Annotated in this window: 19 protein-coding genes; 13 read left to right on the forward strand and 6 right to left on the reverse strand. The window is 73.9% G+C overall.

What is annotated here, in order from left to right; translation table 11 throughout:
- Positions 1-67: 67 nt before the first annotated feature.
- Positions 68-907, forward strand: a complete 840-nt coding sequence (locus ACLIBK_RS12270) for an aldo/keto reductase (protein WP_415387541.1) — start codon at positions 68-70, stop codon at positions 905-907.
- A 311-nt stretch (positions 908-1,218) separates the two neighbouring features.
- Here the strand turns inward: ACLIBK_RS12270 and ACLIBK_RS12275 are convergent, their stop codons facing one another.
- Genes ACLIBK_RS12275 through ACLIBK_RS12290 form a run of 4 tightly spaced genes read right to left on the reverse strand, consistent with a single transcriptional unit; the run spans position 1,219 to position 6,243 of the window.
- On the reverse strand, positions 1,219-3,048 hold the full coding sequence (locus ACLIBK_RS12275; protein ID WP_415387542.1) for an acyclic terpene utilization AtuA family protein: 1,830 nt from the start codon (positions 3,046-3,048) through the stop codon (positions 1,219-1,221).
- Complete coding sequence (locus tag ACLIBK_RS12280) at positions 3,045-3,836, reverse strand: enoyl-CoA hydratase-related protein (RefSeq protein ID WP_415387543.1); 792 nt, start codon at positions 3,834-3,836, stop codon at positions 3,045-3,047. The genes ACLIBK_RS12275 and ACLIBK_RS12280 overlap by 4 nt, the downstream gene beginning before the upstream one ends.
- A gap of 11 nt (positions 3,837-3,847) precedes the next feature.
- Entirely contained in the window at positions 3,848-5,026 is a 1,179-nt protein-coding gene (locus tag ACLIBK_RS12285; protein WP_415387544.1) for an acyl-CoA dehydrogenase family protein, read from the reverse strand.
- The gene (locus ACLIBK_RS12290; protein ID WP_415387545.1) at positions 5,023-6,243 is read right to left on the reverse strand and encodes a CaiB/BaiF CoA transferase family protein; all 1,221 of its coding nucleotides are present in this window, start codon (positions 6,241-6,243) and stop codon (positions 5,023-5,025) included. Before ACLIBK_RS12290 ends, ACLIBK_RS12285 begins: the two co-directional genes overlap by 4 nt.
- A gap of 217 nt (positions 6,244-6,460) precedes the next feature.
- Between ACLIBK_RS12290 and ACLIBK_RS12295 the strand changes: the two genes are divergently transcribed.
- Positions 6,461-7,516, forward strand: coding sequence for an NAD(P)-dependent oxidoreductase (locus ACLIBK_RS12295; protein ID WP_415387546.1), 1,056 nt, complete (start codon positions 6,461-6,463; stop codon positions 7,514-7,516).
- A gap of 324 nt (positions 7,517-7,840) precedes the next feature.
- Here ACLIBK_RS12295 and ACLIBK_RS12300 read toward each other — a convergent pair whose 3' ends face one another.
- On the reverse strand, positions 7,841-8,950 hold the full coding sequence (locus tag ACLIBK_RS12300; RefSeq protein WP_415387547.1) for an NAD(P)-dependent alcohol dehydrogenase: 1,110 nt from the start codon (positions 8,948-8,950) through the stop codon (positions 7,841-7,843).
- Between the two features lie 288 nt (positions 8,951-9,238).
- Here ACLIBK_RS12300 and ACLIBK_RS12305 point away from each other — a divergent pair, with 288 nt between their 5' ends.
- The 8 genes from ACLIBK_RS12305 (at position 9,239) to ACLIBK_RS12340 (ending at position 21,025) form a co-directional block, all read left to right on the forward strand.
- Entirely contained in the window at positions 9,239-10,459 is a 1,221-nt protein-coding gene (locus ACLIBK_RS12305) for an ABC transporter substrate-binding protein (RefSeq protein WP_415387548.1), read from the forward strand.
- A 452-nt stretch (positions 10,460-10,911) separates the two neighbouring features.
- Complete coding sequence (gene crtI / locus ACLIBK_RS12310; RefSeq protein ID WP_415387549.1) at positions 10,912-12,495, forward strand: phytoene desaturase family protein; 1,584 nt, start codon at positions 10,912-10,914, stop codon at positions 12,493-12,495.
- 12 nt (positions 12,496-12,507) lie between these two features.
- A complete protein-coding gene (locus tag ACLIBK_RS12315; RefSeq protein WP_415387550.1) occupies positions 12,508-14,133 on the forward strand; it encodes a phytoene desaturase family protein in 1,626 nt (541 codons plus the stop codon).
- Between the two features lie 11 nt (positions 14,134-14,144).
- Entirely contained in the window at positions 14,145-14,945 is an 801-nt protein-coding gene (locus ACLIBK_RS12320) for a lysophospholipid acyltransferase family protein (protein WP_415387551.1), read from the forward strand.
- Between the two features lie 288 nt (positions 14,946-15,233).
- Positions 15,234-16,442 (forward strand): glycosyltransferase, encoded by a 1,209-nt coding sequence (locus ACLIBK_RS12325; protein WP_415387552.1) that lies wholly within the window; start codon positions 15,234-15,236, stop codon positions 16,440-16,442.
- On the forward strand, positions 16,439-18,154 hold the full coding sequence (locus ACLIBK_RS12330) for a squalene/phytoene synthase family protein (protein WP_415387553.1): 1,716 nt from the start codon (positions 16,439-16,441) through the stop codon (positions 18,152-18,154). Before ACLIBK_RS12325 ends, ACLIBK_RS12330 begins: the two co-directional genes overlap by 4 nt.
- On the forward strand, positions 18,151-19,368 hold the full coding sequence (locus tag ACLIBK_RS12335; protein WP_415387554.1) for an FAD-dependent oxidoreductase: 1,218 nt from the start codon (positions 18,151-18,153) through the stop codon (positions 19,366-19,368). Before ACLIBK_RS12330 ends, ACLIBK_RS12335 begins: the two co-directional genes overlap by 4 nt.
- A gap of 367 nt (positions 19,369-19,735) precedes the next feature.
- A complete protein-coding gene (locus ACLIBK_RS12340; RefSeq protein WP_415387555.1) occupies positions 19,736-21,025 on the forward strand; it encodes an aldehyde dehydrogenase family protein in 1,290 nt (429 codons plus the stop codon).
- A gap of 408 nt (positions 21,026-21,433) precedes the next feature.
- Here the strand turns inward: ACLIBK_RS12340 and ACLIBK_RS12345 are convergent, their stop codons facing one another.
- The gene (locus ACLIBK_RS12345; RefSeq protein ID WP_415387556.1) at positions 21,434-23,110 is read right to left on the reverse strand and encodes a bifunctional metallophosphatase/5'-nucleotidase; all 1,677 of its coding nucleotides are present in this window, start codon (positions 23,108-23,110) and stop codon (positions 21,434-21,436) included.
- A 180-nt stretch (positions 23,111-23,290) separates the two neighbouring features.
- Here ACLIBK_RS12345 and ACLIBK_RS12350 point away from each other — a divergent pair, with 180 nt between their 5' ends.
- The 3 genes from ACLIBK_RS12350 to ACLIBK_RS12360 all read left to right on the forward strand — a co-directional run bounded on the left by ACLIBK_RS12350 (position 23,291) and on the right by ACLIBK_RS12360 (position 25,869).
- Positions 23,291-24,202, forward strand: coding sequence for a sulfite exporter TauE/SafE family protein (locus tag ACLIBK_RS12350; protein WP_415387557.1), 912 nt, complete (start codon positions 23,291-23,293; stop codon positions 24,200-24,202).
- A 44-nt stretch (positions 24,203-24,246) separates the two neighbouring features.
- Positions 24,247-25,200 carry a TIGR02186 family protein gene (locus ACLIBK_RS12355; protein ID WP_415387558.1) on the forward strand — a complete coding sequence of 318 codons (954 nt, stop codon included), beginning with the start codon at positions 24,247-24,249 and terminating at the stop codon, positions 25,198-25,200.
- A 201-nt stretch (positions 25,201-25,401) separates the two neighbouring features.
- Positions 25,402-25,869 (forward strand): universal stress protein, encoded by a 468-nt coding sequence (locus tag ACLIBK_RS12360; protein ID WP_415387559.1) that lies wholly within the window; start codon positions 25,402-25,404, stop codon positions 25,867-25,869.
- The last annotated feature ends 236 nt before the right edge of the window (positions 25,870-26,105 follow it).

Below are 26,105 nucleotides of genomic sequence, written 5' to 3' on the forward strand. Positions count from 1 at the left end.
GCGCCGCTGCCATCGTCCCGCCAGCAGCGCGCCGGGTGTCCGGCGCCCGTCCCGAAGGAAACCCCCGATGAGCGTGACCATTCCCCGCGCCGAAACCGCGCGCCTGTCCATCCCGCGGCTCGGCCTGGGCACCTGGCGCCTGGCGGGGGCCGAGGGGCAGGCGGCGATCGAGGGCGGCATCGCCCTGGGCTACCGCCACCTCGACACCGCCGAGATGTACGGCAACGAGGTGGAGGTCGGCGCCGCGATGGCCGCCAGCGGCGTGGCGCGGGAGGAGCTCTTCCTCACCAGCAAGGTGTGGCACGACCACCTCGCGCCCGAGGCGATGCGGGCGGCGATCGAGGGGTCGCTGGGCAAGCTGAAGACGCCCTATCTCGATCTCTTCCTCGTCCACTGGCCCTCGCCGGAGATGGACCTGGACGGCACCATGCGCACCCTGCGGCAATTGCAGGAGGAAGGGCTGACGCGCGCGATCGGCGTGGCGAACTTCCCCGCCGGGATGCTGCGTCGCGCCCTGGACACCGGCGCGCCGCTGGCCTGCGTGCAGGTGGAATACCACGTGAACCTGTCGCAGGAGCGGCTGCTGGCCGTGACCCGCCCGGCCGAGATGGTGCTGACCGCCTATTCCCCCCTGGGCAAGGGCGGGCTGGTGGACGACCCCACCCTGGCCCGGGTCGGCGCCCGCCACGGTGCCACCGGGGCGCAGGTCGCTCTGGCCTGGCTGCTGCGGCAGAAGGGCGTCGCCGCCATCCCCAAGGCCTCGCGCCCCGAGAGCCAGACCGCGAACCTGCAGGCCGTGCCCCTGGCGCAGCAGCTGACCGCGGAGGACCTGGCCGAGCTGGACGCCCTGCCCAAGGACCGCCGCTTCGTGAACCCGGCCGGCTTCGCGCCGAACTGGGAAGACTGATCCCGCAAACCGCGGTCGCCGGCCGGCGCGGGGGGCCTTGGTCCTGTGGCGGCGGTGGCTCTGGGGTGTTCGGGCCTGGGCCAGAGGGGCTCTGCCCCTCTGGACACCCCGCGAGGAGCTTAGGCTCCTCGACCTCATGAGTGCCTCCGGCGGGGGCAGGCTGGCCGACGGCAGCCATGATGGACGACGTTCCCCAACCCGCCCCCGCCGGAGGCACTCAAGTGGGGTCCGGGGAGTTTAAACTCCCCGGCTCGGGATAAAGGCTTCGCCTTTGCCCTGGGGTCCAGGGGGCGGCGCCCCCTGGCCAACGCTCAGGCCACCCAGGCCCCACTGTCCCCACGGGACCGATCCCACCCGCCGCGAACCAGCGGCAGCAGGGCGCGGGGCACCCGGACGGTCATCTCCAGGGCGCGCTGGCCGTAGGCCTTGCCCTGCGGGTCGATGCGGCGGGAGGCCATGCCGCCGCCGCCCAGGGCATTGTCCAGCAGGAAGTTGAGGGCGTGCAGGCCGGGTGCCTCGAAGCGGCGCACCGGGCCGGCGACCACGGAGCGGAACTGCGCCGCCATGCGCTCCGGCGTGACCTCGCGCCGCAGCACCGGCAGCAGGGCGGGGTGGCGGGCGATGATCGCGATGTTGGAGGAGTCGCCCTTGTCGCCGGAACGGGCCAGGGCGAGGGCCAGCAGCGGGACCTCCACCGTGTCGGCGGGGGCCGCTTCTTCCGCCGCGGCGGGCGCGGGTTCGGGACGGCTGTCCGGCTGGCCGGGGGGAACGGGCACCTCGCGCAGCGGCCCGTCGCCGAGCTGGATGCGCGGCGGGCCGAGCACGGGCTTGTCGAGGAAGAAGGTGAAGAGCCGCACTACCGGGGTCGGCTTGGGGCGGCCGCCGGGGATGCCGGTGGTACCGGGGGCGCAGCTCAGGCCGATGGAGCCGAGTTCGCGGGCGAAGCGGTCCAACGCTTCGCGCGCGGAGTGGTCCACCACCAGCCGCAGCAGCACTTCCCGCGTGGCGCGGGCGCGGGAGTCGGCACCGTAGGAGGCTTCGGCACCCAGAGCTTCGACGTGGGTGGCGGTGAAATCGGGCAGGCCACGCTCGGCCAGGATGGCGCGGCCGCGTGCCAGCAGGGCCTCGGCCGTGCGCTCCGCCTTGCGGGCGGCGTCGGGGCCGACGATGGAAACCGTGGCGGTGGCGCGATAGCCGTCCTGAAAGGTGGCGGACACCTTGTACTGCGGCGTGGGCGGGCGGCCGCGGGCGCCCTGCACCAGCACGCGGTCCGGCCCCGCCGCCGTCACGGACACGCCGGAGAAATCGGCCACCACGTCGGGCAGGATATAGGCGGCGGGGTCGCCGACCTCGTAGAGCACCTGCTCCGCTACGACGCCGGGGATCACCAGCCCGCCCGTGCCCTCCGGCTTGGAGAGCACGAAGGAACCGTCGGCGCGGCACTCGGCGATCGGGTAGCCGATGCGGTCCCAGCCCGGCACGTCCTCCCAGTCGGTGAAGGTGCCGCCGGTGGCCTGGGGGCCGCATTCCAGCACGTGCCCGGCCAGGCTGCCGGCGGCGAGCAGGTCGTGGTCCTCCGGGCTCCAGCCGAACTCGTGCAGGAGGATGCCCAGCGCCAGGGCGCTGTCGGCGCAGCGGCCGGTGACCACGATGTCGGCCCCGGCGTCGAAGGCGGCGGCGATCGGCAGGGCGCCGAGATAGGCGTTGGCGGTCAGCAGCCGCGGCGGCAGCGGCTCGCCGGACACCGCCTCGCGGATGCCGGCCGCGCGCAGCTCCTCCAGGCGGGGCAGCACGTCGTCGCCCTCCACCACCGCGACCTTGAGGTCCAGCCCCAGCTCCGCGCAGGCGGCTTCCAGCGCGCGCTTGCAGCCCTGCGGGTTCACCCCGCCGGCGTTGGAGGCCACCTTGATGCCGCGCCGCGCCAGTTCCGCGAGGTGCGGCTTGAGGTAGGACACGAAGTCGGGTGGGAAGCCGGCCTCCGGGTCCTTCAGCCGGGCCCGCGCCAGCAGCGACATGGTCACCTCGGCCAGGTAGTCCATCATCAGGTACTGGACGTCGCTGTTCAGCAGCTGGGCGATGGCGCGCGGGCTGTCGCCCCAGGCCCCCGAGGCGCCGCCGATGCGGACGGTGCGGTCGGTCACGCGCCGCCCTCCGCCAGCCAGCGCGGCGGGCGCCGCTCGTTGAAGGCGGCGAGGCCTTCCTCCGCGTCCGCGGTGCGGGAGGCCACGGCGATCTGCGTTTCGGCGAAGGCCAGGGCTTCGTGGAAGGCCATGCGCTCCATCGCGGCGATGGCGTACTTGCCGCGGCGCAGCGCCACCGGCGAGGTGGCGGCGAGCTGCGCCACCAGCTCCTCCACCTTGGCGTCCAGTTCGGCGGCGGAAACGACGTGGTTGATCAGGCCCATCTCGCGCGCGCGGGCCGCGTCGATCAGCGCGCCGGTCAGGCACAGCTCGTTGACGTGGCGGGCGCCGATCATGCCGCGCAGGTAGACCAGCACCTGCATGGCGAAGACGCCGACCTTGGCTTCCGGCAGGCCGAAGCGGGCGTGGTCGGCCGCCACGGCCAGGTCGCACAGCGCCATCAGCCCCATGCCGCCGGCCACGCAGGCGCCGTTGACCCGGGCGATCAGCGGGATGCCGAGCTCCCGCGCCTCGCGCGCCAGGCGGCCGAAATCGGTGGTGGGCTCTTCCAGCCCGGCGGTGAAGACGCCGGTGCCGGTGCTGAGGTCGGCGCCGGCGCAGAAGGCCTTCTCGCCCGCGCCGGTCAGCACCACCGCGCGCAGCGCGGGGTCCGCCGCCGCGTCGCGCAGCGCGGCGTGGATGCCGGCGATGACGCGCGGGTTGATGGCGTTGCGCCGCGCTTCGCGGTCGATGGTGACCCAGAGCGCGGCGCCACGCCGCTCCGTGCGGGTTTCCGGGCGGTCCGACATCGCGGCGGCCCTCAGTAGGACTTGGGCAGGCCGAGCACGCGCTCGGCCAGGAAGCACAGGATCAGCTCGCGGGACACGGGGGCGAGGCGGGTGGCCACCGCTTCGCGGAAGTAGCGCTCCACGTTGTACTCGCTGGCGTAGCCCATGCCGCCATGGGTGCGGATGGCGCGGTCGCAGGCGTGGAAGCAGGCATCGGCGGCCAGGTACTTCGCGGCATTGGCCTCGGCGCCGCAGGGCTGGCCGGCGTCGTAGAGCTGGGCGGCGCGCAGCGTCATCAGCTCGGCGGCGTAGAGCTCGGACCAGCTCTCGGCCAGCGGGTGCTGGATGGACTGGTTCTTGCCGATCTTGCGGCCGAACACCACGCGCTCGTCGGCGTACTGCACCGCCTTGCTCAGGGCGCGGCGGCCGATGCCGATCACCTCGGCGGCGTTGAGGATGCGCTCGGGGTTGAGGCTGTCCAGGATGTAGCGGAAGCCCTTGCCTTCCTCGCCGATGCGGTCTTCCACCGGCACGGGCAGGTTGTCGATGAACAGCGCGTTGCTGTCCACGGCGCCGCGGCCCATCTTGGGGATCTCGCGCGCTTCCACGTAGCGCTTGTCGAGGTTCGTATAGAACAGCGACAGGCCATCGGTCGGCTTGACGCACTGCTCCACGGGCGTGGTGCGGGCCAGCAGCACGATCTTGTCGGCTTCCTGCGCCGTGCTGATCCACATCTTGCGGCCGTTCACCAGGTAGCGGTCGCCGTCGCGCACCGCGCGGGTGGAGAGCTTGGTGGTGTCCAGCCCGGCATCGGGTTCGGTGACGCCGAAGCAGGCGCGGGTTTCGCCGCGGATCAGCGGCGGCAGGATGCGCTCGCGCTGTTCGGGGCTGCCGTGCTTCACGATGGCATGCGGGCCGAAGATGTTGATGTGCACGGTGGAGCAGGCGGCGAAGGTGCCGGCGGAGGAGCCGATGGTCTGCATCATGATCGCGGCCTCGGTCACCCCGAGCCCGGCGCCGCCGTATTCCGGGGGCATGGCGATGCCGAGCCAGCCGCCCTCGGCGATCGCCTGGCTGAACTCGAAGGGAAAGGCGTGCTCCCGGTCCTTTTCGCGCCAGTAGTCGTCGTCGAAGCGGTCGCAGATCGCGCGCACGGCGTCGCGGATCTCGACGCGCTCGGGGGTGTCGGCGAGGGGCTCGATATCGATCATGCGGATGGTTCCTCCTGCGGCGTCGTTTCCGGGCGTGTGGGATGGCCGCCATGCTCGCCGAGGTTCGGCGCCAAGCGGCGGATATCGGCGGGGGTGCGGTCGAAACGGACGGGGAAGCGGGTGGTGGTGAGCGTGCCCTCGGTGGGGTGCTCGACCTCCTGGAACAGTTCCACCGCGCGCAGGTGCGGGTCCTCGCGCAGCATCTCCAGCGAGTTCACGGCGCAGCACGGGATGTCGGCGGCTTCCAGCAGCGCGATCCACTCGGCGGTGGTGCGGCTGGGCAGGCGCTCGGCCAGGAACTGGCCCATGTGCTCGGCGTGGACGGTGCGGCTTTCCTGGCTGCGGAAGCGCGGGTCGGTGTCCATCAGTTCGGGGATGCCGAGCATGGCGCTGAAGGCGCGCCAGTGGCGGTCGGTGTAGACCACGATGGAAAGGTGGCCGTCGGCGGTGGGATAGGGGCCGCGGAAGCGCGACAGCAGCCGGCGGTAGCCCATCGGGCCGGCGGGGGGTGCGAAGGCGCCGCCGCCCATGTGGTCGGCCAGCACGAACTGCGCCATGGTCTCGAACATCGGGACCTCGATCTGCTGGCCCTCGCCGGTGCGCTCGCGGTGCAGCAGGGCGCTGGTGATGGCGATGGTCAGGTACAGGCCCACCACGCGGTCGCAGATGTTGACGGGCGCGTAGCGCGGCGTGCCGTCCACCGTGCCGAACACCCCGGCGATGCCGGAGGCGGCCTGGATCAGGTCGTCGTACACGGCCTTGCCGGCGCCCGGCCCGTCGCTGCCGTAGCCCACGGCGCCGACATAGAGGATGCCGGGGTTGACCGCGCGGATCGCCTCGTAGCCCAGGCCCAGCCGCGCCATGGCCTGCGGGCGGACGTTGAACACGAAGACGTCCGCGCGCGGCACCAGATCCAGCAGCGCCGCGCGGTCGGCGGGGTCCTTCAGGTTCAGCACCACGCTGCGCTTGTTGCGGTTGCCCTGCAGGAAGAGCGGACCCATGCCCTCGTGCCGGAAGGGGCCGATCCAGCGCATGGAATCGCCGGCGGCGGATTCCACCTTCACCACGTCGGCGCCGAGGTCGCCCAGGATCTGCGTGGCCGAGGGGCCCATCACCACGCTGGTGAGGTCGAGCACCCGCACGCCGCGCAGCGGGCCGGTGGAGTGTTCCTCCGGCGCGGCGGCTTCCGGCCAGATTTCCGACAGCAGCCCGGACATAAACGCTCCCTTTCCCCCGGGACGCGGCGGCGCCCCGTTTCGCTGTCGACCCTGGCCGGCCCGGGGCCTTTCCTGCGGCCGGGGCCGGGGTGATCCTGCGGGCTGCCCGGGCGGCGACGTATTCGCCCTGGCGTAGTATTATTCGCTTGGGCGATATAGCTTCGGTGCGGCCCTGTCAACGCAAAGCTGTGCCCGGGGCCAGAAGGAGAAGCAGGTCATGCAGGCCGTGTCGTTCCGCATCGGCTATCTCGACCGCCCGGCCGACCAGGCCTTTCTGGACACCGCCGCGGGGCTGCCGGGGCTGGAGGTGCTGCGGATCGCCTCCGACCTGCCGGATGCGGAGCTGCTGGCGCGGCTCGCGGCCTGCCACGGCTATTACGTCACCTCCGCGCGCGACGAGGTGCCGCATCGCTGGCACGTTTCCGCCGACCTGCTGGCGCAGCTGCCGCGGCTGCTGCTGGCCGTCAGCTACGGCGCGGGCTTCGACACGATCGACGCCGCCGCCTGCACCGCGGCCGGGGTAGCCGTGGTGAACCAGGCCGGCGGCAATGCCGAGGCGGTGGCGGAGCACGCGCTGGCCCTGATCATCGCGCTGCGCAAGCGAGTGCCGGAAGCGCATGCGGCGATGCGCGCCGGTGCGGCCGGGCGGCGGGAGGACTTCATGGGCCGCGACCTGGCCGGGGCCACGGTGGGGCTGGTGGGGCTGGGCCATGCCGGCACCCGCGCGGCGCAGCTGCTGGCGGCCTTCCGCTGCCGGGTGCTGGCCGTGGACCCCTTCCTGGACGCGGCGGAATGCGCCCGGCGGGGTGCCGCCAAGGTGGAGCTGCCGGAACTGCTGGCGCGCTCCGAGGTGGTCAGCCTGCACTGCCCGCTGGACGCGTCCACCCGCGGGCTGTTCGGCGCCAAGGCCTTTGCCGCGATGCGGCCGGGCACGGTGTTCGTGTCCACCGCCCGCGGCGGCATCCACGACGAGGCGGCGCTGCACGCGGCGCTGCAGTCCGGCCATCTCGGCGGCGCCGGACTGGACGTGTGGGAGCGCGAGCCACCCCCGGCCGACCACCCCCTGCTGCATCACCCGCGGGTGCTGGCCTCACCCCACACCGCGGGGGTGACCTGGGAAAGCCGCTCCGCCATCGGCCGCATGGCCGCCGAAGCCTTCGCCGCCGCCGCCCGCGGCGCGTTGCCGCCCCGGCTGGTGAACCCCGCCGTGGCCGACCGCTTCCAGTCCCGCTGGCACGCCACCTTCGGCCCCGCCGCCCCCGCCGCAGGCTGATCGCCTTCCCGGGTCTTCCGGGCGGGTTGCGCCCGGGTGTTCCGACCTGGGCCAGGGGCGCTGCCCCTGGACCCCGCCGGGGAGTTACGAACTCCCCGGACCCCGCGTTGAGTGCCTCCGGCGGGGGCGGGATGTCCGACGGTAGTCATCGGGGACAGCGTTGTCCTGGCCCGCCCCCGCCGGAGGCACTCATGAGGTCCAGGAGCCTAAGCTCCTGGCGGGGGCTCCAAGGGGGCAGAGCCCCCTTGGCCACGGCCCGAACACCCAGGCGCGACCGAGCCCGGAGAACCGGAGAGCAACCGCCGGGGCGGTGTCGCCGCCCGGTCAGGGCATGCGGAGGATGGGCTTGATGGCGGTGCCGGCTTCGACGTCGTGGAAGGCTTGGTTGATGGCGTCGAAGGGGTAGAAGCTGACGAGGCGGTCGAAGGGGAAGCGGCCCTGGAGGAAGAAGTCGACCAGCCGGGGGATGAAGAGGTCGGGGTTGCTGTTGCCCTCCACGATGCCGCGGATCTTGCGGCCCAGCAGCAGCTGGTGGACGGGTACCGGCAGTTCGCGGCGGTCCCAGGGGCCGGTGACGAAGCCGCAGGTGCCGCGCGGCGCCAGCACGTCGATGGCCTCGCGCATCACGGGCAGCACGCCGGTGGTGTCCAGGGCGAAGTCCACGCCTTCGCCGGTCAGGCGCATGATCTCGGCGGTGGCGGGGGTGTCGTTGACGTCGATGGCCTCGTCCGCGCCCAGCTCGCGCGCCAGTTCGAGGCGGTGGCGGTGGCGGTCCACGGCGATGATGCGGCTGGCGCCGGACAGCCTGGCGGCCATGATGGCGCTCAGGCCGAGGCTGCCGGTGCCGAACACCGCCAGGGACTGGCCGGGGCGCAGGGCGAAGTCGTTCAGCACCGCCCCCGCGCCGGTCTGGATGCCGCAGCCGAGCGGGCCCAGCAGCTCCAGCGGCGCGTCGCGGCGCACCTTGATGGCGTTGCGCTCCTCGGCGATGGCGTGGGTGGCGAAGGCGGACTGGCCGAAGAAGTCGCCATGCACGGGGCCGGGGTTTTCCACGGCTTCCGCCCGCAGGGGGGTGGTGCCGTCGGGGCGGCGGCAGCCGAAGTTGAGCGGCCACTGGTGGTAGCAATAGGCCGGCTCCGCCTCCTGGCAGGAGCGGCACTGGCCGCAGAAGGCGAAGGTCAGCACCACGTGGTCGCCGGGCACCAGCTTGCGCACGGCGGAACCGACCTGCTCCACCACGCCCGCGCCCTCGTGGCCCAGCACCACCGGCCGCGGCACGGGGCTGAGGGCGGAGGCGGATTTCAGGTCGGTGTGGCAAACGCCGGTGGCGACGATGCGCACCAGCACGTCGTTGGGCCGCAGCGGGCCGAGTTCCAGGTCTTCTAGGCTCAGGGCGGGGTTGCCGTCCCGGGCAACGGCGGCGCGGATATGCATGCGGCTGCGTCCTTGCTGTCTCGGCCGGGGTTTCCCGGCCCGGCGGGCCCGCGGCGGGGACGGGGCTGGTGCGGTTCTGCCCCGCCCTGTCCTTCCCGCAACAGGCCAGCGTCGCGAAACGCCGCCTGCGCGGGAAAGGAAGCGGCGGGGTGTTCGCGCGCCTTGCCCGATCCGGCCGAAAGATCGCCCTTCGTCTATGGCGAACCATATTCGCTGATCGCGGAACGCGATAGCCTGCGCGCGAAGCCGCCCGGCGGCGGCCCGACCCGAGCGGAGGCAGCGATCAGGATGCAACAACGAACCCCCGGCCACGGCCCGGCGGCCACGGCCACGCGCCGGCAGATCCTGGGCACCGCGCCCCTGGCGCTGGCTGCGGCGGCGGGGCTGGCGCGGCCGGCCATCGCGCAGGACGTGCTGCGGATCGGCTTCGTGGGGCCGATGACCGGCCCCTTCGCGCCGCTGGGCTTCCAGACGCTGGGGGCGATCCGCCTGTGCCTGGCGCAGCAGAACGAAACGGCGGGCGGGCGCCGCCTGTCCCTGGTGGTGCGCGACGACGCGGGCGAGCCGCAGGCGACGCGGCGGCTGACGCAGGAGCTGGTGCTGAACGAGCGCGTGGGCGTGCTCTGCGGCATGGGGCTGACGCCGCAGGCCTTCGCCGCGGCGCCGATCGTCACCCAGGCCAAGGTGCCGGCGGTGGTGATGAACGCCGCCACGTCAGGCGTGCCGGCGGCATCTCCCTTCTACGTGCGCTCCTTCGTGGCGGTGCCGGCCATCATGGCGGTGCTGGCGCAATGGGCGGTGCGCGAGGGGCTGCGCAATGTGGTGACGCTGGTGTCCGACTACGGCCCTGGCATCGATTCCGAGACCTGGTTCAAGAAGCCCTTCGAGGCCGCGGGTGGCCGCATCCCCGCCGCGTTGCGGGTGCCGCTGGCCAATCCGGACTTCGCCCCCTTCCTGCAGCGCGCGGCGGACGCCAAGCCCGACGCGGTGATGGTGTTCGTTCCCGCCGGGCTGGGCACGGTCTTCATGAAGCAGTTCGCCGAGCGCGGGCTGGTGGCGGCGGGGGTCAAGCTGATCGGCGGCGGCGACCTGACCGATGACGACATCCTCAACAGCGTCGGGGAAACGGCGCTGGGGGTGGTGACGGCCTACCACTACTCGGCGGCGCATGATTCGCCGGAGAACCGGCGCTTCGTGGGCGAGTTCGCCCGGGCCAATGGCGGCAGGCGGCCGAACTTCATGGCGGTGGCGGGCTACGACGGCACCACCCTGATCTGCAAGGCGCTGGAAAAGACCGGCGGCGCCACCGGCCAGGCGCTGGTGGACGCCATGGGCGGCCTGTCCTGGGAAAGCCCGCGCGGCCCGGTGACGATCGACCCGCGCACCCGCGACATCGTGCACGACATGTACATGCGCCGGGTGGAAAAGCGGGACGGCGAGTACTGGAACATCGAGTTCGACCGCTTCCCGCAGGTGAAGGACCCCGCCAACCCGCTGAACGGGGGCTGAGGCGCCCGGCGGTCCCTGTGGCCTCGGGAGGGAGAAGGAATTCTCCCTCCCGAACCCTCCCTCCTCTTTTTTCAGGAGGCTGCCGCAGAACGGTGGATAGGCGGGACGCTGCACGGCACAGCCAAGCCTGCGGCAGCACCCTGAAAAGAGATGAGGGGGAGGGTCCGGGAGGGGGAGAATGCTTTCTCCCCCTCCCGGGCCACCGCCGCACCGGGCAGGACGCCCAGGCGTGACACCCGGCCCGGCCCGGTTCAGGCTTCCCGGGATGAACGCCGCAGCAGGACCGCGCCGGTGCCCGGCCCCGGCGGGGCCCTTGCCCGACCGCCGGGACACCGGCCGGACAGGGCGGGAAGGCGGAACGATCCCGCCCGCGCGATCGTGAGCCCCTTGCGCGCGGCCGCTTCGGGGGAACATCTGGCACCCCAGCGGATAGACGGGCACACACACGCGCGATGAATGCCTCGCTTCAAGCACCCTCCCTTCAGCGCTCCCGTCCACAGGTCGCCATCGTGGGAGCCGGGCCGGGGGGGCTTGCCGCGGCGATGCTGCTGGCCTCGCGCGGGGTGCGCGTCACCGTGCTGGAAAAGGACGGGGTGGTGGGCGGGCGCACCCGCACCCTGACCGCGCCGGGGGGCTACCGCTTCGACCTCGGCCCCACCTTCTTCCTGTATCCCCGCATCCTGGAGGAAATCTTCGCCGAGTGCGGCGCCGACCTGCGCGAGGAGGTGGAGATGATCCGCCTCGACCCGCAATACCGGCTGGTGTTCGAGGACAGCAACGGCGGCGTGACCCTGGACGCCACCCCCGACCTCGACCGCATGGAAGCGGAGATCGCCAAGCTCGACCCGCGGGACGCGCGCGGCGTGCGGCCCTTCCTGGCGGAGAACCGGGCCAAGCTGGCCTCCTTCCGGCCGGTGCTGGAGCGCGCCTTCACCAAGGCGGGCGACGTGGCGGCGATGGACATGCTGCGCGCCCTGCCGCATCTGCGGCCCACGCGCTCGGTGGATGCCGAGCTGCGCCGGCACTTCCGCGATCCGCGCTCGCGCCTCGCCTTCTCCTTCCAGACCAAGTACCTGGGCATGAGCCCGTTCCGCTGCCCGAGCCTCTTCACCATCCTCAGCTTCCTGGAATACGAGCACGGCGTGTTCCACCCGCGCGGCGGCTGCGGCACGGTGTCGGAGGCCATGGCGCGCGTCGCCTCCCGCCTGGGGGTGGAGATCCGGCTGGACACGCCGGTGGACGCCCTGGCCTTCGAGGGCAAGCGGGCGCGGGGCGTGGAGTTCGGCGGCCAGCGGCTGAACGCCGACGCGGTGGTGGTCAACGCCGACTTCGCCCACGCCATTCCGCGCCTGATCCCCGACGCGCTGCGGCGCAAATGGTCGGACAGCAAGATCGAGAAGGCGCGCTATTCCTGCTCCACCTTCATGCTCTACCTGGGCGTGGAGGGCACCTTTCCGCAGCTGGCGCACCACACCATCCTGCTGGCCGAGGACTACCAGCGGAACCTGCGCGAGATCGAGACGGGCACCATCCCCGACATGCCCTCGCTCTACGTGCAGAACGCCGGGGCGACGGAAGCCAGCATGGCGCCGCCGGGCCACACCGCGCTGTACCTGCTGGTGCCGGTGCCCAACCTGCGGCACGGCACGGACTGGGTGGCGGAAGCGCAGCGTTACCGGCGGCTGGCGATCGACCGGCTCAAGGCGCTGGGCATCACCGACATCGAGAGCCGCATCCGCTACGAGAAGATGGTGACGCCGCTGGAATGGCGCGACGAGTTCTCGGTGGGCTACGGCGCCACCTTCAACCTCGCGCACGACCTGCGGCAGATGCTGCTGTTCCGGCCGGGCAACCGCTTCGGCGGGGTGGAGGGCGTCTACCTCGTGGGCGGCGGCACGCATCCCGGCTCCGGCCTGCCGGTGATCTTTGAAGGCGCGCGGATCAGCACGGATCTGTGCCTGCGCGACCTCGGCCTGACCGGGATGGATACGCGGATGCATGGGGCGCTGGATGCCGCCCCGGCCTCCCAGGTTTAAGGACGAAACACGATGGCACGCGTGGTGGTGATCGGCTCCGGCCTGGGCGGGCTGGCGGCGGCGGCGGTGGCGCAGGCGCGCGGGCACCAGGTGACGCTGCTGGACAAGAACCCCTGGCTGGGTGGCAAGGCGGCGGTGCTGCACCTCGACGGCCCGGCGACGCCGGGCGGGTCCAACGGCGGTTCCTTCCGCTTCGACATGGGCCCGACCATCCTGACCGTGCCGCGGGTGCTGCGCCGCATCTTCGCGGAGGCCGGGCGCGACCAGGAGCAGGACTTGCCGCTGATCCGGCTGGACCCGCAGTGGCGCTGCTTCTTCGACGACGGCACGCAGATCGACCTGCAGGAAGGCGTGAAGCCCATGGCCGAGGCCATGGACCGTTTCGCCCCCGGCAAGGGCGTCGGCGCCGGCTACGAGAAGTTCCAGAAGGTGGCCGAGCACCTGCACGGGGTGTCGGAGAAGTTCTTCTTCTGGAAGCCGGTGGAGGACCTGTTCGACACGGTGAACTGGCGCGACAACCTGCAGCCCGGCACCATGAAGGACGTGCTCAGCCTGCGCATGGGCCAGAACGTCGCCAAGGTGATCCGCGGCCACGTCCCCGACGAGCGGCTGGCGCAGATGCTGGACCATTTCTGCCAGTATGTCGGCTCCAACCCCTACCTCGCGCCGGCCGTGCTGTGTTCCATCGGCGACATGCAGGCGGCCGAGGGCGTGTGGTACCCGAAGGGCGGCACGCGCGCGGTGGCGGAAGGGCTGGCCAAGCTGGCCGGCGACCTCGGCGCCGAGCTGCGGCCGAACACGGAGGTCACCGGCTTCGACATCGCCGACGGCCCGGACGGCAAGCGGGTCAAGGCGGTGCTGGTGGGCAGCGAGCGCATCGCCTGCGACGCCGTGATCTCCAACATGGACGCCATCCGCACCTACAAGGAGCTGGTGGGCGGCCCGGTGGGGCGGAAATACGAGAAGAAGGGCTTCGAGCCGGCCTGTTCCGGGGTGGTGCTCTATCTCGGGCTGAACAAGCGCTACGAGCACCTGGCGCACCACGATTTCGTCTTCTCCCGCGACGCGGAAGAGGAGTTCGACGCGATCTACAAGAAGGGCGTCCCGGCGCCCGACCCGACCGCCTACCTCGCGGCGCCTTCCGGCACCGACCCGACCGTGGCGCCGGAGGGCGGCGAGGCGCTGTACGTGCTGGTGCACACGCCCTACCTGCGGCCCGGCCAGGACTGGTCCAGGATGTTCCCGGCCTACCGGCAGGTGATCCTGGACAAGCTCAAGCGCACCGCGGGGCTGGAGGACATCGAGGAGCGCATCGTCGCCGAGCAGGCGCTGACCCCCGTGGACATCCACGAGCGCTACAAGGTGCTCAACGGCGCCATCTACGGGCTGGCCAGCCACGGCACCTTCCTGGGCGCCTTCAAGCCGGGCAACCGGTCCAAGGCGGTGAAGGGGCTCTACCTCGCGGGCGGGGCGGCGCATCCCGGGCCGGGCATGCCGATGGTGATGATGAGCGGCTGGATCGCCGCGGACGCCATGGACAAGGACCTCGGCGGTGCGGGCATGAGCGAGGCGGCCGACCTGGCCGGCCAGCGCGACTCGCTGCGGGCGGCCCGGCTGCAGCCGCACGCCGCGGAGTAGGGACGCGGGCGGTGGCGGCGGCGCCGGAGGAGCGGAACCCGGTCGCGCTGTTCGACCCGCGGCTGCACCATTTCTTCCACCGGATGTTCTCGCGCTTCTTCCGCCGCCACATGCGCGCCGCCCGGCTGCCGCACTGGGGCGTGCCGGAGCCCGGGCCGGACGACGCACCCCTGGTGGTCTTCGCCAACCACCCCTCCTGGTGGGACGGGGTGGCCTTCATGCTGCTGGGCGCCCGGGTGCTGCCGGACAAGACGCTGTTCGCGCCGATGGATGCGGCGGCGCTCACCCGCTACCGCTTCATGCGCCGCATCGGCGTCTTCGGCATCGAGACCGAGACGCCGCGCGGCGCCGTGGCCTTTCTCCGCACCGCCGGGCAGGTGCTGGCCGCCCCCGGCCACGCGCTGTGGATGAACGCCCCCGGCCGCTTCCAGGACGTGCGCGAGCGGCCGGTGGGGATCGCCCCCGGGCTGGTGCGCCTCCCCGAGATCGCCCCCGGGGCGCGCTTCCTGCCGCTGGCGCTGGAATACCCTTTCTGGACCGAGCGCAAGCCGGAGATGCTGGCCGCCTTCGGGACGCCGATCACCGGGGCGGAGCTGCTGGCGCTGGACCGCGCCGCCCGGGCCGAGCGGCTGCGCGACGCCCTGACCGACACCATGGACCGCCTCGCCGCGGACGCCCTGAGCCGCGACCCCGAGCGCTTCGCGGTGCTGCTGCAGGGACGCGAGGGCATGGGCGGCATCTACGAGCTGTGGCGCCGCGCCCTGGCCGCCCTGCGCGGCCAGCGCTTCGATGCCCGGCACATGGCCCGGTGACCCCATCGCGGCTTCGTCCTGATCGGGGGAAACCGGCAAGCCGGGGGGAAGCATCCCCCCGGACCCCCTTCTGTTTCCGGGAGTCTGGGGTGCGCCCGTGACCTCGCAGGCTCTTTCTGCTCCCGAAAAAAGGAGGGGGACCGGGGGAGTTCACTCCCCCGGCCTTCCCTGCCACCTCCGATCAAGACCTCAGCTCAGCGACACAGGACGCCGCGCACAGCGTCCCCGGCCGGGCGGCCAGTGTCGGGGATGCAGGGGACGGCGCCCCCTGCTAGGACGCCGGAACCGATGACGCATCTCGAGCTGATCGCGCTGTACCTCGCCGTGTTGCCGCTGGTCATGGCGGCGGTGAACCTGCGGCTGCTGAGCGACCCCCGCGGCAAGCCGCTGGACGGCACGCTGGTCTCGGTGCTGATCCCCGCCCGCGACGAGGCGCACAACATCGCCGCCTGCGTGCGCGCCGCCCTGGCCTCCGTCGGCACGGCGGTGGAGGTGGTGGTGATGGATGACGGCTCGCGCGACCGCACCGCCGCGATCGTGCTGGAGATCGCCGAGCGCGACCCGCGGGTGCGGCTGCTGGCGGCGCCGCCGCTGCCGGAGGGCTGGACCGGCAAGGTGCATGCCTGCGCCCGGCTGGGCGAGGCGGCGCGCGGGACGCACCTGCTGTTCATCGACGCCGACGTGCGGTTGGAACCGCGCGGCGCCGCCGCCATGGCGGCCGCGGCGCAGGAACAGAACCTGGCCCTGGTGACGGGCGTGCCGCGGCAGGTGATCCGCTCGCTCGGTGAGGCGCTGACGGTGCCGGCGATCAACCTGCTGATGCTGGGCTACCTGCCCGGCGTGGGCCGCGCCTTCACCGCGCATCCCGCCCTGGCCGCGGCCTGCGGCCAGCTGATCCTGATGGAGCGCCACGCCTACAACGACATCGGCGGCCACGGCGCGGTGCGCGGCGTGCTGCATGACGGGCTGGCCCTGGCCCGGCGCATGCGGCTGCAAGGCCACCGCACGGAGGTGGTGGACGGGGCGCGGCTGGCCTCCTGCCGCATGTACGACGGCTTCGCGCCGGCCTGGGAAGGCTTCCTAAAGAACGCGCGGGAAGGCATGGCGACCCCCGTGGGCCTGCCGATCTGGACGGTGCTGCTGGGCGGCGGCCACCTGCTGCCCTGGCTGCTGCTGCCCGGCCACCTGGCGGTGGCGGCGCTGCTGGCGGGCTACCTGCTGCGCGCGGCGGTGACCTGGCGGATGCGCGAGCCGCTGTGGACGATCCCGCTGCACCCGCTGACGGTGGCAACCGCCCTGGTGATCCAGTGGACGGCGCTGATCCGCTCCGGCCTGGGGCAGAAGGCGGGCTGGAAGGGCCGCGCCTATGTCGCGCAGGGGGTGGATCAGGGCGTGGTCGGGGACGCGGTTCCGGCGGAAAGGCCCAGGCCGGCGCCGGCGCGGTCCCGGGACGGCAAGCCGGCCGCGCCGCGGCGCGAAGGCGTCGGCGGCCAGTGAACGCTTTTCCCCCGAGCGCCACCCCGGGTGGCGACGCTGCGCCGCTGCAGGCCGCTTCGCCCGGCGCCCCCACGCGCGGGCCGGGCAGCGAGAACTTCCCCGTCGCCTCGCTGCTGCTGGCGCGGGCGGTGCGGCCCAAGGTGCTGGCCTTCTACCGCTTCGTGCGCGCCGCCGACGACATCGCCGACCATCCCCGGATGGACCGGGCGGAAAAGCTCGCCCGGCTGGACGCGCTGGAAGCGGCGCTGGACGACCCGCGCACGGCCCTGCCCGAGGCGGTGGGGATGCATGCGGAGGCGATGGACCCGGCGGAAGCGCGGCGGATGCTCTCCGCCTTCCGGCAGGACGCGACGCAGAACCGCTACGAGGACTGGGCAGGTTTGCAGGATTACTGCGCCCGCTCCGCCGCGCCGGTGGGGCGGATGCTGCTGCGGCTGCACGGCACGACCGATCCGGCGGCGCTGGCCGCGTCCGACGCGCTGTGCGAGGCGCTGCAGATCCTGAACCACCTGCAGGACCTGGTGCCGGACCGCGACGCGCTGGACCGCGTCTACCTGCCGACCCCCTGGATGGCGCCGGCCGGCGGCGAGGCGGGCTTCTTCGCGCCCGAGAACGCCGCGCCGCGGCGGGCGGTGCTGGATGCCGCGCTGGACCGGGTGGAGGAAGCGCTGGACCGCGCCGCCGCCCTGCCCCGCCTGATCGCCTCGCGCCGGCTGGGGCTGGAAGCGGCCGTCACCCTGAACTGCGCGCTGCGGCTGCTGGCGCGGCTGCGCGCGGCCGACCCGGTGCTGGGGCGGGTGGCCCTGTCGCGCGCGGACTTCTCCGCGGCGCTGCTGGCGGCGCCCCGGCGCGGCGTCGCGGACGCGGCGGTGGTGCGGGCGCGGGTGGCGCGGTCGGGTTCCTCCTTCGCGCGCGGCATGGCGGCGCTGAAGGGCGAGCGGCGGCGGGGGCTGTGGGGCGTCTACGCTTTTTGCCGGGCGGTGGACGACATCGCCGACGGCGCCACGCCCGAGGAGGAGAAGCGCCGCTTCCTGGGGGAATGGCGCGGCAAGCTGGTGTCGCCGGACTGCGCCCTGTCGCGCGAGCTTGCCTGGGCGCGTGCCCGCTTCGACCTGCCGCACGACGAGTGCGAGGCGATGATCGCGGGGATGGAAACCGACGCCGCCCCGCGCGTCCGCCTGCCCGACGAGGCGGCGCTGGACCTGTATTGCCGCCGCGTCGCCGGCAGCGTCGGCGCCATGGCGGTGCGGCTGTTCGGCGCCGCCGATGCCGGGGCGTTCGGCCTGGCGCTGGGCCGCACCTTTCAGCTGGTGAACATCCTGCGCGACGTGGACGAGGATGCCGAGCGCGACCGCGTCTACATCCCCCTCAGCCTGCTGGGCGAGGACGCGCCGGCCGCCGAGCTGCTCGCCCGCCCCGCCCTGGCCCGCGCCTGCGAGGCGCTGGGCGAGCAGGCGCGCGAGGGTTTCCGGCGCGCCGAGGCGGAGCTGGCGGAGCTGGACGCCCGGGCGATGCGGCCGGCACGGGTGATGATGTGGGGCTACGAGCGGCTGCTGGAGCGGCTGCTGCGGCGCGGCTTCGCGCAGCGCGGCGAGCGGCCGCGGCTGACCCGGGGCGAGAAGCTGCGCATGGCCTGGTTCGCCCTGGGCGGCCCGATGGGCGCGCCCGGCGCCGGGGCCGCGACGCGCGAGCGGGAAGCGCGCGCGGCGTGATCCACGTGGTGGGCGCGGGGGTCGCCGGGCTGGCGGCCGCCCTGGCATTGGCGCGGGCCGGAAGAAGCGTGACGCTGCACGAGGCGTCGCCCGAGGCCGGCGGCCGCGCCCGCGCCCTGCCGGACGGCACGGACAACGGCACCCACGCGCTGGTGGGCGCCAACCGGGCGGCGCTGCGCTTCCTCGACCGCATCGGCGCCCGCGACGGCTGGATCGAGCCGGAGCCGGCCGGCCTGCCGGTACTGGACCTCGCCGATGGCAGCGCCCGGCGCGTCGCTCTGGCCCCCGCCGGCTGGCGCGACCCGGCGCTGCGGCCGGCCGGGCTGACGCCGGTGGGGCTGCTGGCGCTGCTGCGCCTCGCCCTGCCGGGCCGCGACCGCGCGGTGGCGGAGGCGATGCGCGCCCACCCCGCCCTGCTGCGCGGCTTCGTGGACCCGCTGGTGATCGCGGCGCTGAACACCCCCGTGGGGGAAGCCTCGACGCGCCGGCTGGCGGCGGTGCTGCGTCGGGTGGCGCTGCCCGGCGCGGCGCGGCTGCTGGTGGCGCGGCGCGGGCTGGGGCCGGACCTGGTCGCCCCGGCGCTGGCGGCGCTGCAACGGGCCGGCGCCCGCTTCGCGCCCGGGGCGCGGCTGCGCGAGATCGCGGTGTCCGAGGGCCGCGCCACCGCCCTGCGCTTCGGCCCGGCAGAGGTGGCGCTGGACCCGGCGGATGCCGTGCTGCTGGCCACCCCGCCCTGGGAAAGCGCCCGCCTCCTGCCGGGGCTGCGGGTGCCCGACGCCCATGCCCCCATCCTGAACCTGCACTTCGCCCGCCGCGCCGAGGGCCCGGTGCGCTTCCTCGGCGTGCTCGGCGGGTTGTGCCAGTGGGTGCTGGTGCGCCCCGAGGGCGTCGCCGTCACCGTGTCCGCCGCCGACGCGGAAGCCCAGGAAGACAGCGCCACCCTGGCCCCCCGCGCCTGGGCGGAGATCCGCGCCGCCGCTGCCGCCTTCGCCCTGCCCGGCCCCTGGCCGGAGGAGCCACCCCCCTGCCGCGCCATCAAGGAACGCCGCGCCACCCCGCGCCACCGCCCCGGCCCGCCGCTGAACCCGCCGATGCGGCCCCTGGGCAACCTGTGGCTGGCCGGCGACTGGACCGACCCCGTGCTGCCGGCCACCATCGACGCCGCCGTGCGCTCGGGCGAGGCCGCCGCGCGCCGGCTGTTGCGGGCGGGGTGATGGTGCGGCGCTGGTTCGGTGGGGGGTGCCTGGGTGTTCGGGCCGCGGCCAGAGGGGCTCTGCCCCTCTGGACACCCCGCGAGGAGCTTAGGCTCCTCGACCTCATGAGTGCCTCCGGCGGGGGCGGGATGGCCCACGTCGTCCACCCGCACAACGCGTCCCGGCCCGCCCCCGCCGGAGGCACTCAACGCGGGGTCCGGGGAGTTCGTAACTCCCCGGCTCGGGACAAAGGCTTCGCCTTTGCCCTGGGGTCCAGGGGCAGCGCCCCTGGCCTCGGCCCGAACATCCAAGCGCCCCCCCGCCGAAGCCACGCACCGGCCGGCGACCAGCGCCACGCGGCCCGCCGCAGCACTGGGGACCTGCCGGCATGACCTCGGCGGAGGCCCTGGCCACGCTGCGCCGCGCCGAAGCGCGCCCTTCCCTGGCCGAGCGTCGTCGGCGCCTCGCGGCGCTGGCGGCGGAGCTGGTGCGGCGGGCCGAGGACGTCGTGGCCGCGACCAATGCCGATTATGGCGGCCGGTCGGCGGAAGACACGCTGCTGGCCGATGTGATGGTCTGCGTCCAGGCGGCGCGTCGCGCACGGCGCTGGCTGCGCTGGTGGGCGCGGCCGCGGGTGGTGGTGGCGCCGCTGGCCTTCCAGCCCTGCTGGGCCTGGACCGAGCCGGTGCCCAAGGGCGTGGTGGGGGTGATGGCGCCCTGGAACTACCCCGTGCAGCTCGCGCTCTGGCCGGCGCTGGAAGCGGTGGCGGCGGGCAACCGCGTGGCCATCAAGCCCAGCGAGCAGGCGCCGCGCACCGCCGCCCTGCTGGCCGAGATCGTGGCCGCCGCCTGGGGACCGGAGGTTGCCCTGGTGGTGCAGGGCGGGCCGGACGTGGCGGCGGATTTCGCGGCGCAGCCCTGGGACCACCTGGTTTTCACCGGCGGCACGGAAACCGGGCGCAAGGTGGCCGCGGCGGCGGCGCCCAACCTGACGCCGCTGACGCTGGAACTGGGCGGGCAGTGCGCCGCCATCGTGTTTCCCGGCGCCGAGCTGGACGCGGCGGCGCGCGCCATCCTGGCCGGCAAGGCGGTGAATGCCGGCCAGACCTGCGTGGCGCCCGACACCGTGCTGCTGCTGGGCCATCGGCGCGCCGTCTTCGCGGCAGCGGCGCGGAACACCGGCATCGCCGCGGAAACGCGGGTGGCTCCCTGGCAGGCCGACCGTCAGGCGGCGCAGTTGCCGGGCACGGAGGTCCTGACGGCTGGCCCGACGCCGCTGCGCCTGGGCGGCGACTCGACCGAGGAGCGCTTCGGCCCGGTGCTGGGCGTGGTGGAATGCAGCAGCGCCGAGGCCGCCATTGCCTGGCTGAACGCACGGCCGGCACCCCTGGCCCTGTTCCTGTTCGGCGCCACCCGGGCCGAGGAAGCGCAGATCGCGGCCCGCACCCGCGCCGGCGCCATCGCCCTGGGCCGCACGCTGGACCACGTGGCCTTTCCCGCCCTGCCCTTCGGCGGCGTCGGCGGCTCGGGCCACGGCCGCTACCACGGTCGCGCCGGCTTCGACAGCTTCAGCGACCGCCGCGCCCGCGTCCGCCACGGCCCTTTCGCCCTGGCCCGCCTGCTGGACCCGCCCCGCGGCGACTTCGCCCGCAAGCTGGCCCGCCGCCTGATCCGCTAACCGCCTGCGCCGGCTGCCGGCCCCCGCCACTCGGCCGCTGCCCGCGCCGGGGACGCTCCAGGCTCGGCGGCGCGGTTCGTTGGTCCGGGTGGTGCCGGTTGGTGCTTGCTGTTCTGGCCGTGGCCAAGGGGGCGCTGCCCCCTTGGATCCCCCGCGAGGAGCTTAGGCTCCTCGACCTCATGAGTGCCTCCGGCGGGGGCAGGTTGGGACAGGACGGTCCACTGGGACGACGTTGGCCAACCCGCCCCCGCCGGAGGCACTCAACGTGGGGTCCGGGGAGTTTAAACTCCCCGGCGGGGTCCAGGGGCAGCGCCCCTGGCCGACGCCAGAACAGCAAGCACCAACCGAGACAACTCGGACCAACGGACCCCCGGCACCGAGCAGGGGACCGAGCGCCGGCGGGACCGGTCAGCGGCGGGCGAGGCGGCCGTCGATGCCGGCCACCGGGCGGCCGTCGCTGAGAAAGGCGATCAGCGAGTCCTCCAGCGGGGCGCCGTTGTCGTAGAACTCCAGGGCGTCGTCGCGCATGGAGACGTAGTCGTCGCCGCCGCGGCGCATGAAGTTGTTGGTGACGATGCGGTAGGGGCGCTCGGGGTCGAAGGGGGCGCCGGCCACCTCCAGGATCGTCACGCGCTGGCCGGGCGGCGCGTCGGCGGTCCATTGCACGCGCAGGCCGGCGACCTGCGGGAAGCGGCCGACGGTGTCGGGCACCTTGGACACGCCGTTCTCCAGCGCCGCCTTCAGGTCGCGGCCGCGCAGCGTCACGGTGGCGATCGTGTTGGCGAAGGGCAGCATGGCCAGCACGTCGCCCATGGTCACCGTGCCTTCCACCAGCCCGGCGCGCATGCCGCCGCCATTGGTGATGGCCACCTCGGCGGAGGGCACCGCGGCCAGCATGGCGTCGGCCATCAGGTTGCCGATGGCGCATTCGCCGGAACGGCAGCCCTCGATGCTGAGCGTCGTGGGAATGCGGGCGATGGGGCGGCGCTTCAGCTCCTCCAGGGGGGCGGCGAAGCGGGCGACCACCTGCGCCACCTCCGGGTCCTCCGCCACGTCGGTGCCGAGCTCGCGCATCACCCCCTGGTGCGACACCACCCGCCCGGCATCCGACAGGTCGAGGTCGAGGCGCCCGAGGTAGCGGCCGAAGCAGCCGGCCTGCACGATGCGCACCGGGCCGGCGCTGCTCTCCTCCATCACGGGATCGGGGCCTTCCGCCTCCGCCAGGCCGTTGGCCAGCAGCGTGTGGGAATGGCCGCCCACGATCACGTCCAGCCCCGGCACGGCGCGCGCGAGGCGCCGGTCGGTTTCCAGCCCGAGATGCGACAGCAGCACCACCGTCATCGGCCCCTGCTGCGCCGCCTGCGCGCGCAGCTGCGCCAGCACGCGTTCCAGTGCCACGGCGGGGTCGCCGAAGCGCACGGTGGGCCCGGGCGAGGAGGAGGTGGCGGTATCGGGGGTGGTCAGCCCGATCACCGCGAAGCGCCGGCCGCCGGCCTCCAGCACCGTCCAGGGGGTGACGCGGTCGCGCAGCAGCGGCTCGTCCGTGAGGTCCAGGTTGGCGGACAGCACGGGGAAGGGCAGCTGCCCGAGATAGTTCGCCAGGTTCTGCGGGCCGTGGTCGAACTCGTGGTTGCCCAGCGTCATGGCCTGCACGCCGTTGGCCTTCTGCACCGCGGCCTCCGCCGCGCCGCGGTGCAGGGTGTAGAACAGCGAGCCGGTGAACTCGTCGCCCGCGTCCAGCAGCAGCGGCGCCCGGCCTTCCGCCGACACCGCGTCCTTGGCCTGCCGGATGGCGCCGGCCAGCCGCGCGGCGCCGCCGAAGCAGGGGCGGCCGGGGCGGCAGGTCGCGCCGCCGGCCACGATCGGGTCGTGGTGCGAATGGAAGTCGTTGAAGTGCACCAGCGACACGCGCCCCGCGGCCTGGGCGGCGGCGCGGCGGATCGCCGGCGCGGCCAGGGGCAGGGCCAGGGCTGCGGCCAGCAGCCCGCGCCGGGACAGCGGCAGGAGCCCCGCGCCGGGGCTGCCGGCGGCCTCCGCCGGCAGGGGGGCGCTGGGCAGGGATCGTGACGGGGTGGGATGCTGCACGAGCTGAGGTCTCCGGAACCGCCACCGCATCGCGAACCGTGGCGGAGATCGATGGCTCATTAACCTGATTCACGCCATGATCTCATGTTGATTGCGCGTCACGGAAGCGGGTCCACGAGTCGCGCTCCCGCACGTGGTTTCTTGTGTGCGCTGGTCCAGGAAGGGCCCGGAAAGGCCGCGATGCAGGTCTACTTGCCCATCGCCGAGATGTCGGTGGATGTCGTGCTGTTGCTGGGCATCGGCGGCGCCGTGGGCTTCCTGTCCGGGCTGTTCGGCGTCGGCGGCGGCTTCCTGCTGACCCCCGTGCTGATCCTGATCGGCATCCCCGCCCCCGTGGCCGTGGCCTCGGGCGCCAACCAGACGCTGGGCGCTTCCGTATCGGGGCTGATCGCGCAGTGGCGGCGCGGCAACGTGGACCCCAAGCTGGGGCTGGTGCTGCTGGCGGGCGGGCTGACCGGCTCGGCGCTGGGGACGCAGCTCTTCGTGCTGCTGCGCAAGCTCGGCCAGGTCGATCTGGCGGTCAGCCTGTTCTACGTCGTGGTGCTCGGCAGCGTCGGCGCCCTGATGGTGCGGGAGAGCGTGCGCGCCATCCTGCGCCGCCGGCGGGTGGTGATCCCCGTGCGCCTGCACGAGCACGGCTGGGCGCACGGGCTGCCCTTCAAGATGCGCTTCCGCAAGTCGCGCCTGTACATGTCGGTGATCCCGCCGGCCACGGTGGGCTTCGGCATCGGCATCCTGTCCTCCATCATGGGGGTGGGCGGCGGCTTCATGCTGGTGCCCGCCATGATCTACCTGCTGGGTGTGCCGACGCAGACCACCATCGGTACCTCGCTGTTCCAGGTCACCTTCGTGACGGCCAGCGTGACGCTGCTGCAGGCGCTGCAGACGGGGTCGGTGGACATCGTGCTGACGCTGCTGCTGCTGGCCGGCGGCGTGGCGGGGGCGCAGTTCGGCGCCGCCATGGGCGCCCGGCTGCGCGGCGAGGAGATGCGCGCGCTGCTGGGCGCGCTGGTGCTGGCCGTGGCGCTGAGCCTGCTGTGGGACCTGGTTCGCACGCCCGAGAGCCTCTACGCCATCGGCCCGGTCCGTTGAGCCGCGCGCCGCGTTCCGGCGGCCCGCCCCGGGCGTGGCGGGGAATGTACCCCGTTGCCCCGGCGCGGCGGCGCGCGCGGCCCGCCGCCCTGGCCGCGGCGGTGCGGCTACGCCGGGCGCTGCTTTTCCTGATCCTGGCCGCGCTGCTGCCCGGGGCGGCGGCGGCGCAGGCCCCGGCCGCGCGGCCCGGGGTGCCGGTGGCCCCGCCCGCCCCCTCCCCGGCCCGGCCGGCCGCGCCGGCGGCCCCGCCGGCCACCGCCAGCCCACCCGCCGCAGCGGCCCCACCTGCCGCGGCCGCGATACCGCCGGCCAGTCCCGGCGGCCCCGCGCTGGTGGCCGAACTCGGCGCGCCGCGCATCGAGGTCACCACCGCCTTCAGCGGCACCGACGTGCTGGTGTTCGGCGCCACGGAACGCCTGCTGGGCCCGCAGGGCGACAACGTGCTGGTGGTGGGCCAGGGCCCGCTCCAGGCCCAGGTGGTGCGGCGGCGGGTGCGGGTGCTGGGCGCCTGGATCAACGGCCCCTCGGCGCGCTTCGACGACGTGCCCTCCTGGTACACGCTGACCGGCACCGCGCCGCTGCGCGACCTGCTCGGCCAGCCGGAGCGGCGGGAATTGCAGCTGGGGATCAACGCCCTGGCCCGCCGCGCCGTGGGCCGCAGCGACCCCGACTTCCGCGACGCGCTGCTGGAACGCAAGGTCGCGGCCGAGCTGTGGAACGAGGACGAGCAGCCGGTGGACGTGTCGGGCGGCCGGCTGTTCCACGCCCGCCTGCCGCTGCCGGCCATCGCCCCGACCGGGGACTACGTGGTGCAGGTGCTGCTGATCCGCGGCGGACGGGTCGCGGCGCGGCAGGAACTGGCCTTCCGGGTGCAACGCGTCGGCACGGCGGCCGAGATCGCCGATGTTTCCCGTGAAACCCCGCTGCTGTATGGGCTGGCCTGCATCGCGCTGGCCGCGCTGGCGGGATGGCTGGGCAGCGTGCTGTTCCGCCGCTGAGCGGCACCCGCATCCTGCGGCCACGGGGCGGCCGTGGCGCCGCCGGCCTTGCCACGCCGGGCCTTGCCACACCGGGCCGGGCGGCGCGGGATGCGGGCGGCCGGGATGCACGGCTGCGGGAGGTCGCCCGGAATCCTGGCCTTCCGCGCGCCGGGAATGGCAGCCTCCGGCGGCCCAACTGAGCCGGGGAACAGGGGAACCATGCCCAACGACCGCGTTTTCCTCGTCGTGGTGGATGACAGCCCGGAGCGCCGGGTGGCGCTGCGCTACGCCTGCCTGCGGGTGCGCAAGTCCGGCGGCCGCGTCGCCCTGCTGCGCATCACCGAGCCGGTGGAGCTGCAGGAATGGGCCAGCGTCGGCGCCCTGATGCAGGAGGAACAACGCCAGGACGCCGAACAGCTGCTGGCCGGCCTCGGCACGGAAGTGCAGGAACTGACCGGCGGCCTGCCCCTGCTCCTGATCCGCGAGGGCGAGCCTGTGGAGGAGATCCTGTCCCTGCTGGAGGAGGACCCCCGCATCTCCATCCTGGTGCTGGCCTCGGCGCCCGCGGGCAGCACCCCGGGCCCGCTGATCACCGCCCTGGTCGGCCGCCAGTCCCCGCGCCTGCGCTGCCCCCTGACCGTGGTGCCCGGCGGCATGAGCGACGCCGAACTGGAACGGGTGACCTGAGAGCAGGCATCCTTCGCCCTCCCGCCGGGGCGGGGCTCGTGGGGCGCGTTGTGCCTGGGTGTTCGGGCCTGGGCCAGAGGGGCTCTGCCCCTCTGGACACCCCGCGAGGAGCTTAGGGTGTGTGACTGAAGTGAGTGATGGGCTGGGTGTGATGGGGGTTTTCTGGCCGTGCCACTCTGAAAGTGTTCGACGCTTTCGGGGATGGCACGGCCATGACCAGGTCCAGCCTGGACGAC

Source organism: Roseomonas sp. BN140053, assembly GCF_047690175.1.
GTDB lineage: Bacteria > Pseudomonadota > Alphaproteobacteria > Acetobacterales > Acetobacteraceae > Roseomonas.

Coding starts and splice junctions, on each gene's coding strand:
- ACLIBK_RS12270 (WP_415387541.1), top strand. CDS start 68: ATGAGCGTGACCATTCCCCGCGCCGAAACCGCGCGCCTGTCCATCCCG.
- ACLIBK_RS12280 (WP_415387543.1), bottom strand. CDS start 3,836: ATGTCGGACCGCCCGGAAACCCGCACGGAGCGGCGTGGCGCCGCGCTC.
- ACLIBK_RS12285 (WP_415387544.1), bottom strand. CDS start 5,026: ATGATCGATATCGAGCCCCTCGCCGACACCCCCGAGCGCGTCGAGATC.
- ACLIBK_RS12290 (WP_415387545.1), bottom strand. CDS start 6,243: ATGTCCGGGCTGCTGTCGGAAATCTGGCCGGAAGCCGCCGCGCCGGAG.
- ACLIBK_RS12295 (WP_415387546.1), top strand. CDS start 6,461: ATGCAGGCCGTGTCGTTCCGCATCGGCTATCTCGACCGCCCGGCCGAC.
- ACLIBK_RS12300 (WP_415387547.1), bottom strand. CDS start 8,950: ATGCATATCCGCGCCGCCGTTGCCCGGGACGGCAACCCCGCCCTGAGC.
- ACLIBK_RS12305 (WP_415387548.1), top strand. CDS start 9,239: ATGCAACAACGAACCCCCGGCCACGGCCCGGCGGCCACGGCCACGCGC.
- crtI (WP_415387549.1), top strand. CDS start 10,912: ATGAATGCCTCGCTTCAAGCACCCTCCCTTCAGCGCTCCCGTCCACAG.
- ACLIBK_RS12315 (WP_415387550.1), top strand. CDS start 12,508: ATGGCACGCGTGGTGGTGATCGGCTCCGGCCTGGGCGGGCTGGCGGCG.
- ACLIBK_RS12325 (WP_415387552.1), top strand. CDS start 15,234: ATGACGCATCTCGAGCTGATCGCGCTGTACCTCGCCGTGTTGCCGCTG.
- ACLIBK_RS12340 (WP_415387555.1), top strand. CDS start 19,736: ATGACCTCGGCGGAGGCCCTGGCCACGCTGCGCCGCGCCGAAGCGCGC.
- ACLIBK_RS12350 (WP_415387557.1), top strand. CDS start 23,291: ATGCAGGTCTACTTGCCCATCGCCGAGATGTCGGTGGATGTCGTGCTG.
- ACLIBK_RS12355 (WP_415387558.1), top strand. CDS start 24,247: ATGTACCCCGTTGCCCCGGCGCGGCGGCGCGCGCGGCCCGCCGCCCTG.
- ACLIBK_RS12360 (WP_415387559.1), top strand. CDS start 25,402: ATGCCCAACGACCGCGTTTTCCTCGTCGTGGTGGATGACAGCCCGGAG.